Below are 17106 nucleotides of genomic sequence, written 5' to 3'. Positions count from 1 at the left end.
GTTCAAAAAAAAACCAAAGTATAAACTCGTTACACTTTGGCCCTTTATTTTGGGGTAAATTACCCCGGCTGCTACATAAAAAATGAGTATATTAATTTTGCTTGTGAATTTCAACCCTCCGATTTAAAGCCCTGCCTGATTCAGTGCTGTTATCAGCAACGGGATTGGCGGTTCCATACCCGGCAGCTGTTAAATTTGCCGCACTTATTCCTGAATTAACCAGGTACTCCTTTACTGCATTTGCCCTGTCGCCTGATAATGTTTTATTATACTCTTCAGTGCCTTCGACAGAAGCATACCCGCTTAAAGTAAACCTTGCAGTTGGATTCATTTTCATTGTTGCCGCTGCTTTATCCAACACTGGGTAGGAAGCTGTTTTTAATATTGCAGAATTAAAATCGAACTGGATATTACCGAAATTATAATCGGGCTTTTCACTTTCCACCGGGGCAACGGGTTTGGTTTCGGTTTGCGGCTGCTGTTTTGGCTGTTCAACCGGCGGAGCAGCTGCAGGGGCTGTGGTTTCAACCGGCTGCAATGTTTTTTTGGGGATCGGCTTTTTGGCTTTGCATGCCTGTAACGAAATTAGTGCGCATAAAATAATTATTGGAACATAACTTGACCGGATAAATTTCATAATAAGTTTTTCTAATTTTTGGTGAATTATTAAACTTTTATAGCCGCTCGCTACACAACGTGCTACAGAACTAAATTACACATTAAACGAACAAATTGGTAATAATGGTACAAATACAAAAGGGAAATTTTCAAAAATGGCGCCTGCCGGCTATTAAAAACCTGATAAATTGATGTTAAAAAGCGCCGGGCGAAGATCGTTTTTCAGCCCAAAATAAAAAATGCGAGAAACAATTCTATGCTGCTAACAAGGCAAATCAACGGGCAGGAAAGAATTTATCGGGGGCATATTCAGCGGCAGGCTAGTGCAAATGCAAAACCCTGCCGCCGAAATACGGAGTGACGATGTTAGCTGTATTATCAGGAAAACCAGCAACATCGCCGGCATTGAAATGCTATTTTTTTGCAGGTTTTGTTGAAGTTTTAACGGCCACAGCTTTTTCACCGGCCGGCTTTATTTCAACTGGCTTTGCAGCGGCCGGTGTTTCAACTTTTTCGGGTGCGGCAGATGGCTTACTTTTTGTTTTTGCCTTTGGGGCCTTTACATCAGGTTTAGCATCTTTCAACACTTCAAGCGATAAAACCTCTTTTTTAAATTCTATTTCTTTGGAAAGTTTTTTCGCCAGCTTTTTTGCGGCTTTTTCTATGGCTTTTGCAAAAGATTCTGATTCCTGTTTGAGCTTGGATGCAGCTGATTTAAGGGCTTTCAGCACGCTTTGTTCGATATCGGCAGCAGCGGCTTTCCTGGCGGTTTTCACCACGGATTTATGATCATTATTTTTCATATTGTTATCGGGATTGTTGCGAAGTTACATTAACATAATATCAAATTCATATTATCATTATGTTAACTGTCCTGATTCTGTTAACATTAGGTTTTGTTTTTTGTTACAGCAATAAAAAAAATACTTTTGCCCACTTGATCCGGGGAAGCAATATCCCTGGTTAATCAGCGCCCGCCGGCGTATAGCAGCGATAATATCATGGCCACCAATGCAGGCGTTGCCTGTATAAAAAAAATCCTCCTGCTTACTGTTATTGCTCCGTAAATGCCTGCGATCGCCACACATGTCAGGAAGAACAGGCTTACATTTTGCTGCCAATCAGGGTTTTTGATCAGCAGGCTCCATATCAGACCCGCTGCCAGGAATCCATTATACAAACCCTGGTTACCAGCCATTGTTTTAGTTGAAGCAAACTGATCAGCCGGGATAGTTTTAAAAACTTTTGGCCCGCGGGTTGTCCAGGCAAACATTTCGAGGTATAAAAAATAAGTATGCAGGACGGCGACCAGGGCTATTAGGGATTTGATCAGGATTTCCATGATTGAAAGGTTAAGCCCTAAAATTAAGAAATTTATAGACGATAAAGCCTATGACAAACAAAATCCCTGCCGGTGATTTTTGCAAATGCTACGGGCAGGGATTGAATATCTAAAAAGGCTGTAAACGTTTTTTGTTGCAATGCCTCATTAGGGCAAAAAGAAATGAAACCCTGCAGAAAGGCCTATTCCGTTTTCAGGCAAAGTTGTTTTCACACTACCCGAGTTAGCGTTACCATTCTCAGGCTGGTTGTTAAAATTGGTGGTGTATTTCTCATAATTATACAGATAGCCAACTGCAACATCCAAGCCTACATTTTTTCCAATAAAATGGGTTATACCCAAGCTGGCGTTGGCTTTGAACAAAAACATATTGTTATCATTTGAAGTATTAACATAGTTATTGCCCGGAGAAACGTGCGATATATTTGTACTACCGCTACCTGAACCTACCGTAGCTAGTCCCTGTACATAAAATAAGGTTTTTGATGGGGCGGTATTGAAAAAGTAATATCTTAAAAAGGGGCCGATGGAATAGGTTGAACTATTAGAAGTGGCCACAGAGCTGGTACCTTCAGGTGCGGTGCTGGTTATATTATCCTTAAGGTGACTATAGTTTACATCAAGCGAGCCACCAAAAACCAAATGGTCCGTAACAAATACACCCAGCGACGGGCTTATGCCAAGATCAAATTTTTTGTTGTTTGTTTTTTGTACACTCCCGTTAGAATAATCAAATGTAACGGTACCCGAGTTATAGGAAGTTGCGCCGATATCCGAACCGACAAATAAATTCCCCTTGGCTACTTGTGCTTTAACGGTGGTTAAGCCCGATATACACACTACTGCTGCTAATAATATCTTTTTCATAAAATTGTTTTTTTAAATACAGGTTAAACTAATTCATAAAAAAAGAAACAGTTTTTTTAACTAAAAGTTTTTTTTATTATTACATTGCTTATTTTATTAACCTTAAAGGATTGTTATTTGGTGAAGTCCTTTAGCCAGGCTAAGCTGGCAACTAGTAAAATCAACAGGTATATTGAATGCCGCAAGTGCATTGCGAAAAAATAACGGGCTATAACGAGGCAAATAACTTCCGTCATATACTCACGGGTAAAACGTCAATAATTTTGCCGCTTATTTTTTATAATAACAAGGGTATTTGAACCACCGCACCAGATATTATTCAGCTGCCGATCGGGAAATAACAAAAAGTAAAAAAGTTTAGGGATATCCTTAAATATATCCTTCCCTCAAAACAACTGTTCCACCCTCTTTTCGGGGTAATTTACTTTTTCGCTTTTCCGTACGCCATTCACAATGATGTGTACAATGTTGATCTGGTCCTCAAAAAGGTTGTACAGCAGGCTGGCATCCACATCAACCTTTTTTACCTGCGGCAGTTTATCTGATTCAAGGTAAATATCCGTTGCCTCGCGGTTGATCTCGAAACCGAGGTAGCTTAATCTAACCGGCGCATTATCAGCGCTGAGCTTTAGGTTTGTAGCTATATATTCTTTGATGAGCGCATCCATGGCAGTATGCATTTCAGCTTTGTTCAGGTCGGTTTTGGCATGGTATTGTTTAACAAGGGCAGCTTCAAAATCATCGGTAAAAACCGTGCAAATCACTTCGAACTTATTGTCCTTTGCATTGTATTCAATATTACTGGTGCTTACATGGATGGGGTGCAGCATTTTAGACGCTGGTTTTAACGGCAGCATTTGCCCAAGCAGTATGTAACAATATAATAGCGGTTTAAAAATAAAGGCCCCCATAGTGTGTTGAAATTTTAATAATTAAAAAAACGCCCTAAATTAGTGCTTTAATCGCTGAGTTCGCAATGTCCGATTTTGGTTTTTATTTTAAAATGGGCTGGGAACATATCATCAGCAAAGATGCGCTTGACCACCAGCTATTTATCCTGGTGCTGGCCTGCGTATTTAGCATCGGCGATATCAAAAGAGTATTGGTATTGGTTACGGCCTTTACCATCGGTCATTCGCTCACGCTGGCATTAAGTGTTAATGATATCATCCGGTTTCCGGGCAAATGGACTGAATTTTTGATCCCCTGCACCATTTTTACGACGGCGCTGGTGAATATTTTCAGGGTCGACGCAAAATACAAACACGAACGGATAAATTATTATCTTGCCTTGTGTTTCGGGCTCGTCCATGGCATGGGCTTCGCTAACGCTATCCGGATCATGCTGGCAACGGACCAAACCATAGGCTGGGGGCTTTTTGGTTTTAATGTCGGGCTGGAAGCCGGGCAAATATTCTGTGTGGCCATCATTTTGATCATCAGTATTTTGTTCTTAAATATTTTAAAAATAAAAAGAAGGGATTGGGTGTTATTCCTATCGGCGGGCGTATTCGCGCTTTCGGTGAAGATGGCGCTGGAGCGGCTGCCGTGGTGAATCGCCTCACCCCATCCCTCTCCAAAGGAGAGGGGGCTTATAGGATTAAATTACCCGCTGGCATTCAAAGTCCTCTCCTTTGGAGAGGATTTAGGTGAGGAGAACAAAGTGCTTGACAAAAAAATACCTTTCGTACTTTCCGGACTTTCGAACTAAAAAATAAACTGACCTCTAAATAATTAAAAACTAAAATGAAAAAAGTATTTACTTCATTATGTTTCACGCTCACTTTTGCAGGCTTTGTAAAAGCCCAGGATATCCAGAACAATCCGGGCAGCAACCACGGCAACAAGTTTGAGCAACTTGGAACAATTTTACCAACGCCAAACGAGCAGCGTACCGCGAGCGGCGCGCCGGGCGGCAAATACTGGCAACAGCGCGCAGATTACAACATCAAATGCGAACTGGACGAAAAAAACACCACGCTTACCGGTCGAGAGACGGTTACTTATTACAACAATTCACCAGACCCGCTGGATTATGTATGGCTGCAACTGGACGAAAACGAGCACAATAACTTGCTGAATGCTAACTACCAAAGCAGTACTACTTTGCCAAAAGCGGCCAGTACAGCAGCACTTGAAAGAGGCGTGGTCGCCAACGAAGACAATGGCTATGGCGATATCATTGCCAGTATTACCGATGCATTGGGCAAACCATTGCCGTATACCATCAACAAAACCATGCTGCGGATTGATTTGCCGGCACCCCTAAAACCAGGACAACAATTCGTTTTCAATGTAAAATGGACTTATAAAATATCCGACAGGCTTACGTTTGGCGGTCGCGGCGGGTACGAATATTTTCCTGCGGACGGCAATTATTTGTTCACCATGACACAATGGTATCCGCGCCTTTGCGTTTACAGCGATTTCCAGGGCTGGCAAAATCACCAGTTTGCAGGCAGAGGCGAATTTGCCTTAACCTTCGGCGACTTTAAAGTACAGATCACCGTTCCGGCCGACCACGTGGTTGGAGGCACCGGTGAATGTATCAATTATGCAGCGGTTTTATCACCAGCACAGCTGGCGCGTTATAACCAGGCCAAATCAGCAACGGCACCGATACAGATCGTAACGCTGGACGAAGCTAAAAACCGCGAAACCAACCCAAGCTCAGCCAAAAAAACATGGGTTTTTCAAGCAACTAATGTGCGTGATTTTGCGTGGACATCTTCCCGTAAATTTATTTGGGATGGCATGAACCAGCCTGTTGATGATAAAAATGTAATGTGCATGAGCTATTACGGCAAAGAAGCTTATGGCTTGTACAGTAAGTACTCCACCAAGCTGGTGGCGCATACCATCAAATCGTATTCAAGCTTTACCTTCCCTTACCCTTACCCGGTGGCTCAAAGTGTTGAAGCGTCGAACGGGATGGAATACCCGATGATCTGTTTTAATTATGGTCGTACCCAACCTGACGGCAGCTATAGCGAAGGCACCAAGAACGGCATGATCGGCGTAATTATTCATGAAGTAGGGCATAACTTTTTCCCGATGATCGTGAACAGCGATGAAAGACAATGGTCGTGGATGGATGAGGGCCTGAATTCCTTTGTTGAATATTTGACCGAAGAACTATGGGACAATAAATTCCCGAGCAAAAAAGGTGCGGCTTATACCCAGGTAGATTATATGAAGCTGCCCAAAAATGAACTGGAGCCGATCATGACCAATTCCGAGAATATTGTTCGTTTCGGTCCGAATGCTTATACCAAACCGGCAACCGGGCTGAATATCCTTCGCGAAACGATTATGGGCCGCAAACTATTCGATTTTGCATTTAAAGAATATGCACGTCGCTGGGAATTTAAACATCCAACACCTGCTGACTTCTTCAGGACAATGGGAGACGCCAGTGGCGAAAACCTCGACTGGTTCTGGAGAGGCTGGTTTTATGGGATCGATCCGGTTGATATTTCATTGGATTCTGTAAAAGTTGCCCGGGCCGACCTCGATGGCAACCTTCCTGCACAATTTGGCCAGGCTCGTGGTCCGGGTAAAGTTGCCCCGCCAAGTGTAAACAGCTATGAAGATATTTCGAAAATCAGGAACCGTGAAGATAAATCCATCCAGTTTTATGTAGATAAAGATACCACAGTACGCGACTTTTACTGGAGATACGACCGGGGCATGGCTACAGTAGACAGCACAAAATTCCGCGACTTAACCAAGGCCAGCACTGCCCCCGACAGCGCACCGGAACCCTTTACCGAGGCCGAAAAGGCCAAATATGCCAACAAATATTTTTATGAACTGAATTTCAGCAATAAAGGCGGGCTGGTTATGCCGATCATCGTTCAGTTTACTTATTCCGACGGTAGCAAGGAGGTCGACCGCATCCCGGCGCAAATATGGCGCCTGAATGAAAAGCATGTTTCCAAATTTTATGTTAAAGATAAGGAAGTAGCCTCCATTCAAGTTGACCCCTACAGGGAAACCTGCGATATTGACGAAAGCAATAATTACTGGGGTAAATTGCCTGAACCCTCAAAATTCCAGGTATTTAAACAAAAAGCTGCAGCAGGTGGCCGCGGGCAATCTGTTGGGGTAAACCCGATGCAGGTAGGCAGCGGTAAATAATGCCTGGACCCGGATAGAGCCGATTAATCAGATTTACGCGATAACTATCTAAACTCCCGAAGTTTTAAAAACTTCGGGAGTTTTTTATATATGAGGTCTTATAGTCCCTTGGTTTTCCAGTACATATAGGCTATGCCGCCGATAACGATAAAGGCAAGCACAATAAGGCCTGCTTTGCCCTTGCGTTTATCCTGGCGCATCAGCCATACTAAAAATACAACAAGCGGTATTACAAAAACGGCGTAAAAGATAAGTGATGGTATGTTCATTTGCCCCCTAACCCCCTAAAGGGGGAATTAATAGTGTTTATTATTGTACAATTTCCATTTTTAAAGAAATTGTATTATTTACATAGTAGTAATTTTCTCTTTCAATTAATTTAGCCGCCAAAGTTCCCCCTTTAGGGGGTCAGGGGGCAAACGGATATCGCGCCAGCGGCGCAACACCCTGCCCTACAAATTCGCCTTTTAAAAATTTATAATAACCTGCTATGGCGATCATCGCGGCATTATCGGTACAGTATTCCATTTTAGGGATAAAACAGCGCCAGTCATTTTTTTCGCACAACGCCTGCAGGCCCTGCCTTAAACCGGTATTGGCAGATACCCCACCCGCCAGCGCAAGATCTTTAATGCCATATTCTTTGGCGGCTTTGGCCAGTTTGTTCAGCAAAATAGTGGCTATGCGCTTTTCAACCGAGGCGCAAATATCGTTTAAATTTTTTTGAATAAAGTCCGGATCTGCGGCCACGTGGTCACGGATAAAATACAGGATAGACGTTTTGAGGCCGCTGAAGCTAAAATTAAGCCCCGGAATCTGCGGCTCGGGGAATTTGTAGGCGTCAGCATTGCCCAGTCGCGCATATTTATCGATTAACGGGCCGCCGGGATAAGGCAAACCCAAAATTTTACTGGTTTTATCCATGGCCTCGCCGGCAGCATCGTCCAATGTCTGGCCGATCACTTCCATATCAAAATAATCTTTCACCAAAACAATTTGCGTATGCCCGCCCGACACCGTTAAACATAAAAACGGGAATGCGGGTTTATTATCCCCAATAAAATGCGCCAGCACATGGGCCTGCATGTGGTTAATATCAATGAGCGGGATGTTTTTGGCAAGCGCAAAGGCCTTTGCAAAGGATACGCCCACCAGTAATGAGCCTAAAAGACCCGGGCCGCGGGTAAATGCTACCGCATCAATATCATTTTTGTTTACTTTTGCGTTAATTAATGCCTGCTGTACGGCAGGGACAATATTTTGTTGATGAACCCTCGAGGCAAGCTCGGGGACAACACCACCATAAGCTTCGTGTATGGTTTGATTTGCAATTACATTGCTTAATATTGCACCATCAACACAAACGGAGGCTGATGTTTCATCACATGAAGATTCGATCCCGAGTATAGTTGCCAAGTATGTATTATTTAATTATTGAATTAGCGAATTAGTGAGTTAGCGAATTTTTATGATATTACTTAGTGAAATCATTAAACTATATCCCTTTAATAATGTTAAACGATAAAAAACTATTAATTCGGCAACGGAGTCTTTCAATTAGCAAGAAAAATTAAACCACTAATTCAATCACTCACTAAATCACTAATTATTAAACCGCAAAGTTATTAAAAAACTACTCAAAATAGCGTTAAGTATTGTATTGGTTGTCCTGCTGGTGCTGAGTATCGTGTTGCTGCTTTTCCAATACAAACCTGTGCAAACCTGGGCGGCAAAAAAGGCTGCAGCTTATTTGTCTGAAAAACTTCAAACCAAAGTAGGTATCGCCGGCCTTTATTTTCAGCCATTTAGCTCGGTGGTTATCGATAGCCTGTATGTGCTGGATAAAGAAAAAGACACGTTGGTAAGTACCCCTAAACTAACGGTGGAGCTAAATGCATTAACGCTTTTTGGCAAAAAGAAACATGTTATTGATTTTAAGCTGATCCGGTTGGATAATGGTTCAGTTTACCTTAAAAAACAAAAAGACAGTACCTCAAACCTTAAATTCATCCTTGATTTTTTTGCTTCAAAGGATACCACTAAAACCAAAACCAAATCGGCCCCAACACAGCTTGTATTTGAGAAAACCGTGATTCATAATCTCCATTTCCGTTATAAAAACAAACTGGTGGACACCTTTATGAAACAGGTAAATTTTGATGACATAGATGTAAAGAACTTTAGCGCCACCATCAAAAATATGGACATTGTGCACCACCTGTTTAAAGCCAATGTAACTAATCTGACACTGCGCGAAAAAAGCGGTTTCTACCTTAAAAGGTTTGATGCCAACGCTACGATTGATACCAACCAGATCCTTGCTCAAAACCTGTTTGTGTTAACAAACCGTTCATCAATAAAAAATTATTTCAGGATGAAATTCAAGTCGTTTGACGACTTCCAGGATATTGAGGACAAAGTTTTTATGGATGGGAATTTTCACTCATCGCAGGTATCTTCAAGCGATATTTCTTACTTTACCAACGGGCTTGACCATGTTTGGTTTGACCTTGGCCTGGATGGCCGCATAAAAGGCCTGGTGAATAACCTAAAGGCCAAAAACCTGCTGATCACGGGCGGTAAAGCAACCTATATTAAAGGTGACTTTAATTTACGCGGCCTGCCGCGTTGGGAAAACACCTTCCTCGATCTGAATTTTGAGCAGATAGCGACCAACAAAGCCGATATGGATTACCTGTACAGCAATTTTACAGGCACACACAACCGGCATGCACCTGCAATAATAGCCAAATTCGGCATCATAAATTTTAACGGCAGATTCACCGGCTTCCAGAACGATTTTGTGGCATTCGGCACTTTTAAAACCAAGCTGGGCCGTTTCGATCCGGATATCAATTTAAAGATCAATAAAGCAGGCGTCCCATCCTATAGTGGTAAGCTTAACACCTATGCCTTTGACTTTGGCAGCTTTTTAGGCCAGGCTGACCTTGGCCGTGCCACATTAACTGCCAACGTGAAAGGCAGCGGAGACGCATTAAAAAATCTGAACGCAACCCTGAACGCAAGCGCGAGCTCGATTGACTTTAAAGGCTATGCTTATCAAAACGTAACTGTAAAAGGCTCTTTCATTAAAAAAACAGCGAGCGCCAATATCAATATTGATGACAACAACATAAAGCTTGATTTAAACGGCATTATAAACTTAAACCCGGCCCTGCCAGAATATAAAATTGACGCCAGTATCAATAACGCGCATTTGCACGATTTAAAATTGATGGACGACACCGTTACGCTGACAACAACCCTCACCACTGATTTTGCAGGGAATGACCTCACTAACCTTACCGGCAATATATCCCTCAAGAACACCAGGCTTATCGACCCACGAAACAATGTGTCTATTGATTCGGTGATCCTCTCTTCAACCGGAACGGGCAACAACAGGATGATCGCACTGCGTTCGGATGTAACAGACGGTTATATTAAAGGAAAATTTGACCTGGCAACACTACCCTCTTATTTTAAAACGATCATAAAAAAATATATTCCATCGCTCAAAACGGATATTACACCACCCAAACCACAAGATTTTGCATTTAACCTGACGCTTAAAAACCCCGACCCGCTGATTGCAATTTTTAAACCAGAGCTAAAAATACCCGACCAGGGCACGTTTATAGGACAATTTAATTCAGCAGATAAAACGGCCAACCTGAACGTATATGTTAAAACCATCCAGTTGGGTAAAACTGTTTTTCACGATTTTATAATTGATGAGAGCACGGGAAGTAATTCGCTGGCGCTTAACGTCTCCTTAAACAGGATCAATTTTACCGACAGTTTATTTATTAAAAACATTACCCTCATCAATGTAGTAAAAAACGACAGCTTAAACTTCAACGTTAAACTGTCGGATCAAAACGCGGTTAACTCGCTGGATTTATACGGCCTTGTTAATTTTGGCCGGGATACCACGGCAAAGCTCCAGTTATTACCGTCGGATGTAATTTTAGAGCACCGGGACTGGCGGCTCCAGGAAAAAGTAAGGGTAAGGTTGCTCGATGGCAAAACCCAGGTTTCGGGCTTTGAGCTATCAAACGGGCCGCAAAAGGTTAGGATAGACGGGTTTATTTCGGATAACCCGGCAGATCAGCTCAAGTTAACCTTCGAGAAATTTAATATGGCTACCCTTAACCAGTTGACCAAGGCTGCCGGCATTAAATTAAAAGGCACATTAAGCGGCGATGTTAAATTCACATCCATCATGAAGTCGCCTGGGATTGATGCCTTGCTGGGAATTGACTCGCTTACGATGAACAAGACATTGGTTGGAAATGTAAAGATTGAATCGAACCTTGGGAATGACCGAAAACAAGCCAATATCAAACTAAATATCCATAACCACGGGCTGGAGACCATGAATATTGCAGGGGTTTATTTACTGGGGCATCATACGGATGATAGCATGGATTTTAACGTAATAATGAACCAGACGGAGGCGATCATATTTGAACCTTTTATAAAAGACCTGGTTTCGAACATTAAAGGAACCGTTACCACCAACCTTAAGTTAACAGGGCCGCCATCAAAGCCGCAGTTAAACGGCAATATTATTTTAGCCAATACAGGCGTTACGGTTAACTATTTAAAAACTCCCTATACCATAACCGATACCCTGGATGTAGCGAACAGTGTGATCAACATCAACCATATGACAATAAGGGATAATAAAAAAGGTGTAGGTATTGTAACTGGCAAGGTAGACCTTAACGATTTGGCCAACCCGGATATTGAAGCGGTGGTAACTGCCAAAAACCTGATGGCGCTGAATACTACCTTTAGGGATAACCATGTGTATTATGGTACAGCTTACGGCAGCGGCAAGTTTAGTTTTAGCGGCCCGGTTGATAACATGAAAATTGATATTACCGCGAAAACCGAAGCCGGAACGGTATTTAACATCCCGCTGAATACGTCGTCAACCGTAAGTGATTATGACTTTATAAAATTTGTAAGCCATAATGACACCACCAAACAACAAGGCACCCAACCACGCGCCTTCAATGGCGTTACACTGAATTTTGACCTTACCGTGGATGAAAAGACTACAGTTAAGATCAGCACCGATTATGGCGTACTGGAAGGTAACGGGCAGGCGAAAGACCTGAAACTTAATATAAATAGTTTGGGCGATTTTGAAATGTTTGGCGACTTTTTGATCAGCACAGGGAAATTTGAGTTTACCGCAAAAGATTTTATCAGTAAAAACTTTACCGTGAACCAGGGGGGCACTATCCGCTGGACAGGAAACCCATCCAACGCTACCATTAACCTTAATGCCATTTATGAAGTGCGGACGGATATTTCCCCTTTATATTCGGCGGCAGGTTCGGCTTCTCCGAAGGGGCAATCACTGGAGCTGGTGCAGGCTGACCTGATATTAACCAAATCATTATTGCAACCTACCATCGATTTTGATTTTAATTTCCCGCTAGACCCCTCTGTTAAGGAAGATTTGAGCACTTATCTTTCAGATGCTAACAATCGCAGCCAGCAAGCATTAAGTATTATTGTACGGCGTCAATTCTCCAACGGCGCTAATAGTAATTTTACTAACCAGGTTTTCGGAACTGCAAGCGAGGCGGTAAGTGAGTTTGCTTTTAATAAGCTAAACAATCTGATATCCCAATCGAATATTAAAAATTTCGATCTCAACATACGGTCGTTTAATGACGCCAGCGCGTCGTTCAGGTTTATGAACAGGCTAACTATTACAGGGAGCTTGTTTAACACAAAAATAAACAGCAACAACAGCACTTATAGTAATACGCTGTTTCAAAACACCAACAGCTTTTTCAATTCAAACTTCAACCAGTTAACCAAGGATTTTGAAGCGCAGTACCTGATCAGGAAAAACGGCGACCTTAGCGCCAGATACTCCTACAGGGTGTTAAACAGCACCTCATTAACAACACTTTACAGCAACCTGACCGAGCAATATGTAAACGGTTTGGGATTGGTTTACCAGCGCGATTTTGATAGTTTCGGCGAATTTCTGAGGTATCTTTTCAGAACGAATCCGAAGAAGATCATTCCTATCGATCAAAACAATACCACGCCAAAACCCACCACCGATGTACCGGTTATTACGCCTCCGAAAGAGCCTGCGGGCCCGCAAGAGGAGGAAGATCAGTGATCGAGCATGATGGTATGCTGCATTTTATCTCTTTTGGTTCTAAGGTAAACCTCATTGTGCGGGTTTGAAGCGATCTCGATCGGTACATTTTCAACAACCTCCAGGCCATATCCAATTAGTCCGGCCCTTTTTTTAGGGTTGTTGGTCATTAACCGCATTTTTGAGATACCGAGGCTGCGTAAGATCTGGGCGCCAACGCCATAGTCGCGCTGGTCCATTTTAAAACCGAGTTCCAAATTTGCTTCAACGGTATCCATTCCGTTTTCCTGCAGATGATATGCCTTAAGCTTATTGATGAGGCCGATACCCCTTCCCTCCTGGTTCATGTAAACAATAACGCCTTTTCCAACTTTGTTTATCATTTCCATGGCGGCATGTAACTGGGGTCCGCAGTCGCAGCGGCATGATCCGAAGATATCGCCGGTTACACATGAGCTGTGCACCCGTACTAAAACAGGCTCATCAGGTTCCCAGCTGCCTTTTACAAGGGCCAGGTGATTATCCCCCGTATCTACCTGGGTATAGGCGATCATATCAAAATCTCCCCATTGGGTAGGCATTTTTACTGATACATCTTTAACTACCAATGATTCAGTAGCGAGGCGATAAGCGATCAGATCTTTTATCGAGATAATTTTAAGGTCAAACTCTTTTGCCATTTCAAGCAGGTCAGGCAAACGTGCCATCTCCCCATCTTCTTTCATAATCTCGCAGATTACGCCCGCGGGTTCAAACCCGGCAATTACTGAAAGATCAATAGCAGCTTCGGTATGGCCCGAGCGGCGCAATACGCCGCCGTCTTTAGCAATCAGCGGGAAAATATGCCCGGGCCTGCCCAGGTCCTCGGGTTTGGTGGCCGGATCAATTAGCGCAAGCGTTGTTCTCGACCTGTCAGATGCTGAAATCCCGGTAGTGCAACCCGCTAGTAAATCTACCGAAACGGTGAAATTTGTTTCGTGCGAGGTGGTGTTATGGCTAACCATAGGTTCAAGGTTAAGTTCTGCAGCGCGTTTTACTGTAATAGGCGCGCAAACCAATCCACGGCCGTATTTAACCATAAAATTAATGGTTTCGGGGGTTGCATTTCGTGCGGCAGTTAAAAAATCACCTTCGTTCTCACGATCTTCATCATCAACGACTATAATCATTTTGCCATTCCTGATTGCTTCAATGGCTTCCTGTATGGTATTTAGCATTATTGTTTTTTTAGAGATAAGTTGTTGAAAAGTTGTAACGTTGCGAAGTTGAAATGTTGGTTTACCCTAATATTTTCATTGTCACTTTCAACTTAAAACCTGATCATCTTTCTTACAGGTACAAATTTACGAGATATTAAGATCATTCGGGTCGGCGCTTTGTAAATATGTACGTCGGGTTTTAACTATTGGTTGCCAACGTAATCCAGCTCAATCAGCTTTAACAATCTTCTTCCGTTTAAATAATTTATTAAAAAACCGTTTGTACAGTTCCATATCAAATATTACAGAGTCAGTCGCTGCTTTATAGGAAAGGAATAATCCAATAGGGGTTATGATCACAATGGCGATCCATGAACCGATAATCGGAGAAAGATCCCCGTCTTTAACATATTTTTCGCCTATGGTACTGATGATATAATAAAACAGGAAGAATATAACGGATACCACCACCGGCAGGCCCAGACCACCCTTCCTGATTATTGCGCCCAACGGGGCACCTATCAAAAACAATGCGATACAGGCGGCAGAGAGTGTGAATTTTTTCTGGTATTCCAGCCGGGCCTTTTGTTCGTTTTGTTGAAGATCCTTTAGGTGTTGCGCCCTGTTTTTTAACAGGTCCTGAATGGAGCGGGCCTCGCTTGCCGCGTTTGCCAGCTGGCTCATCTGCTGGTGTACGTCGGCCTTTGAAAATTCATTACCATCCGATGGTAGAATTTTTATCCGTGGGTTCTTTTTTACGGGTATCGAATAATATTTAAAATAAGCTGTGAGCAGTGTATAATTTACATTAACAGCGCTATCTATTTGCCGGTGCGACAACCTGGCATTATCATTTAGCTGCTTCAAATTCATCATTTGCAACGCCGATTTGAACTCGCTCTCATCGGTATGATGCTTCGCCAACCCGGAAACATCAAACTTTTGCTCAGTGGTTTTAAAACGGTAACGGGTTAACCTTTCGCGGATATTGTATGCCACTTCGCCTGGTGTTTCTGAATACCTTATACCATCTTTCAATTTTAAAACAAGGAACTTCCCATTTGGCGTACGATACATTTTACCTTCACGCGCCATGGTAACATCGGTATTATTCTCGGTTGCGTTTTTTGAATAGATGATCAAATCGTGCAGGGTTTGCCCGTCGGCATCCTTTTTTCCTACCCTGATGGAGTACCCTGTAAAGCTACTGCTAAAAACACCTTCAGGTAAAAAATTCGCTGATTTTTGCTGCCTTACGTCATACAGCAGGTTATAATATTTCAAGTTGGCGATCGGCAGCATATAGTCAGAAAATATAAATGCCGAAACACTTAAGAACATGATGATCACCAGCATGGGGTACATGGCCCGCTTCAGCGAAATACCCGCTGCTTTAATGGCTACCAGTTCGTAGTTCTCGCCGAGGCTGCCGTAGGTCATGATAGACGAAAGCAAGACTGAAAGAGGCAGGGCCATCTGCACATTGGTGGCGGATGCATACATCATCAGTTCAACAATCACATACCATTCAAATCCTTTGCCGATCAGGTCATCAATGTATTTAAATAAAAATAACATCAATAACACAAACATCACGATCAGGAAGGTGACCAAAAAGGGCCTTATGAATGACTTAAGAATTAAAAGGTGTATTTTCTTCATCAGAATGACCTGTTTTGCAGGGCCGGAAACCTACCAGGAGCCGGGCACTCACAATAACGTCCATTTTTACCTGACGGTATAAAATGGAACGAAAATGTTTCAGCGCAAAAATAGGATAATTTTTATATCGGGATGTTGTTTTTTATGTCATGTGCACCAGTGCTCAGTCGACGAAAAATACAACTTTAGACTTGCGACTGCGGACTTAAATTACGCGCCTAACACACTTACCAGGTATTCAAACTGGTTATCCCAGATCAACTTACGCTCGCCAATAGTGTCTTCCGTTGCAAAATCAGTAATGCTAAGAGCCACATCATTGGTTAATTCGTCCTGAATAATTTCCATTTCAAAATAATAGGACGGGTCGTCATCCACCCATCTGAAGCGTACCATTTTGTTTTCTTTCATGGCCAAAAGCTTTGCTTTTTGCTGCTCACCATCCCAGGTAAAAGTATAAATCTGGTCCCTAACACTCACATCATCAGCAAACCACTGTGTTAAACCATTAGGCTCACTCAGGAATCCGTAGAGTATACGCGGAGACGATTTTATTTCATACTCGATATTAAATTTTTTCTTCTCAGACATTGAACGTTTATGCTTGAATACTGGTGTAAGCTGTAAATGTTAACATTTTTTCTAAAGAAAACGAATTTCTGCTATATTTGCAAACCTTTTTGAGAAGGATGGTCCGTTTAAATTATTAATCGGCTCAATATAATCAGAAAGGGTGTTTTAGGAAAAAAAAATATCTGGCCGGGGTAGGCGCAAAGCACAACCCGGATTAACCAAGTCCTAAAATCCAGTGTTTTTAATAATCCGGCGGGGTAGCTCAGATGGTTAGAGCGTAGGATTCATATCCGCCCAAAGGCGGACGGCAGTTCTGGAAAGTAACCTGTTATTAAAAATAACCATAATAAATAAAAAACCCGGCGGGGTAGCTCAGATGGTTAGAGCGTAGGATTCATAACCCTAAGGTCGGCAGTTCGATCCTGCTCCCCGCTACAAGAGGCCGTATCAAAATTCGAATGATGCGGCTTTTTATTTTACAGTAAATAAACCAACTTGCAGTAGCATTTTAATGCTGATTTCGGAGAACGAGCATTGTTGAATGAAAACTATCGAAAAGGGTCTCTTTT

13 protein-coding genes and 1 tRNA gene are annotated in these 17106 nt (G+C 42.5%); 4 read left to right on the top strand and 10 right to left on the bottom strand.

Annotated features, from left to right (window positions below; translation table 11 throughout):
* Window positions 1–91 precede the first annotated feature (91 nt).
* From QZY09_RS08635 to QZY09_RS08615, 5 genes are all read right to left on the bottom strand, one after another.
* Window positions 92–637 carry an OmpA family protein gene (locus tag QZY09_RS08635; RefSeq protein ID WP_295671085.1) on the bottom strand — a complete coding sequence of 182 codons (546 nt, stop codon included), beginning with the start codon at window positions 635–637 and terminating at the stop codon, window positions 92–94.
* Between the two features lie 394 nt (window positions 638–1031).
* Window positions 1032–1421: a hypothetical protein gene (locus tag QZY09_RS08630; protein ID WP_295671084.1), complete on the bottom strand. Its 390-nt coding sequence runs from the start codon at window positions 1419–1421 to the stop codon at window positions 1032–1034.
* A 164-nt stretch (window positions 1422–1585) separates the two neighbouring features.
* Window positions 1586–1960: a DUF1304 domain-containing protein gene (locus QZY09_RS08625; RefSeq protein WP_295671081.1), complete on the bottom strand. Its 375-nt coding sequence runs from the start codon at window positions 1958–1960 to the stop codon at window positions 1586–1588.
* 147 nt (window positions 1961–2107) lie between these two features.
* On the bottom strand, window positions 2108–2827 hold the full coding sequence (locus QZY09_RS08620) for a hypothetical protein (protein WP_295671078.1): 720 nt from the start codon (window positions 2825–2827) through the stop codon (window positions 2108–2110).
* A gap of 386 nt (window positions 2828–3213) precedes the next feature.
* Window positions 3214–3684: a DUF6702 family protein gene (locus tag QZY09_RS08615; RefSeq protein ID WP_295671075.1), complete on the bottom strand. Its 471-nt coding sequence runs from the start codon at window positions 3682–3684 to the stop codon at window positions 3214–3216.
* Between the two features lie 119 nt (window positions 3685–3803).
* On the opposite strand from QZY09_RS08615, the gene QZY09_RS08610 reads away from it, so the two are divergent.
* Both QZY09_RS08610 and QZY09_RS08605 read left to right on the top strand, forming a co-directional pair.
* Window positions 3804–4382, top strand: a complete 579-nt coding sequence (locus QZY09_RS08610) for a HupE/UreJ family protein (RefSeq protein ID WP_295671072.1) — start codon at window positions 3804–3806, stop codon at window positions 4380–4382.
* A gap of 191 nt (window positions 4383–4573) precedes the next feature.
* On the top strand, window positions 4574–6967 hold the full coding sequence (locus QZY09_RS08605; protein WP_295671069.1) for a M1 family metallopeptidase: 2394 nt from the start codon (window positions 4574–4576) through the stop codon (window positions 6965–6967).
* Window positions 6968–7065: 98 nt separating this feature from the next.
* On the opposite strand, the gene QZY09_RS08600 is transcribed toward QZY09_RS08605, so the two are convergent.
* Window positions 7066–7236, bottom strand: a complete 171-nt coding sequence (locus QZY09_RS08600; protein ID WP_295671066.1) for a hypothetical protein — start codon at window positions 7234–7236, stop codon at window positions 7066–7068.
* A 139-nt stretch (window positions 7237–7375) separates the two neighbouring features.
* Window positions 7376–8383, bottom strand: coding sequence for a tRNA (adenosine(37)-N6)-threonylcarbamoyltransferase complex transferase subunit TsaD (tsaD, locus tag QZY09_RS08595; RefSeq protein ID WP_295671063.1), 1008 nt, complete (start codon window positions 8381–8383; stop codon window positions 7376–7378).
* A gap of 244 nt (window positions 8384–8627) precedes the next feature.
* Here tsaD and QZY09_RS08590 point away from each other — a divergent pair, with 244 nt between their 5' ends.
* Entirely contained in the window at window positions 8628–13124 is a 4497-nt protein-coding gene (locus QZY09_RS08590; RefSeq protein WP_295671060.1) for a translocation/assembly module TamB domain-containing protein, read from the top strand.
* Here the strand turns inward: QZY09_RS08590 and QZY09_RS08585 are convergent.
* The 3 genes from QZY09_RS08585 to QZY09_RS08575 form a co-directional block, all read right to left on the bottom strand.
* Window positions 13118–14320 (bottom strand): bifunctional 3,4-dihydroxy-2-butanone-4-phosphate synthase/GTP cyclohydrolase II, encoded by a 1203-nt coding sequence (locus tag QZY09_RS08585; protein WP_295671057.1) that lies wholly within the window; start codon window positions 14318–14320, stop codon window positions 13118–13120. The genes QZY09_RS08590 and QZY09_RS08585 overlap by 7 nt on opposite strands.
* A 210-nt stretch (window positions 14321–14530) precedes the next feature.
* Window positions 14531–15964 carry an LptF/LptG family permease gene (locus QZY09_RS08580; protein WP_295671052.1) on the bottom strand — a complete coding sequence of 478 codons (1434 nt, stop codon included), beginning with the start codon at window positions 15962–15964 and terminating at the stop codon, window positions 14531–14533.
* Between the two features lie 210 nt (window positions 15965–16174).
* Window positions 16175–16555 carry an START-like domain-containing protein gene (locus QZY09_RS08575; protein WP_295671049.1) on the bottom strand — a complete coding sequence of 127 codons (381 nt, stop codon included), beginning with the start codon at window positions 16553–16555 and terminating at the stop codon, window positions 16175–16177.
* A gap of 343 nt (window positions 16556–16898) precedes the next feature.
* Between QZY09_RS08575 and QZY09_RS08570 the strand changes: the two genes are divergently transcribed.
* A tRNA-Met gene (locus QZY09_RS08570) sits at window positions 16899–16972 on the top strand.
* The last annotated feature ends 134 nt before the right edge of the window (window positions 16973–17106 follow it).

The sequence above is a fragment of the uncultured Mucilaginibacter sp. genome (genome assembly GCF_903913935.1).
Classification (GTDB): domain Bacteria; phylum Bacteroidota; class Bacteroidia; order Sphingobacteriales; family Sphingobacteriaceae; genus Mucilaginibacter.
The sequence above is the reverse complement of the archived record's forward strand: the minus strand, read 5'-3'. Positions and strand labels throughout refer to the sequence as shown.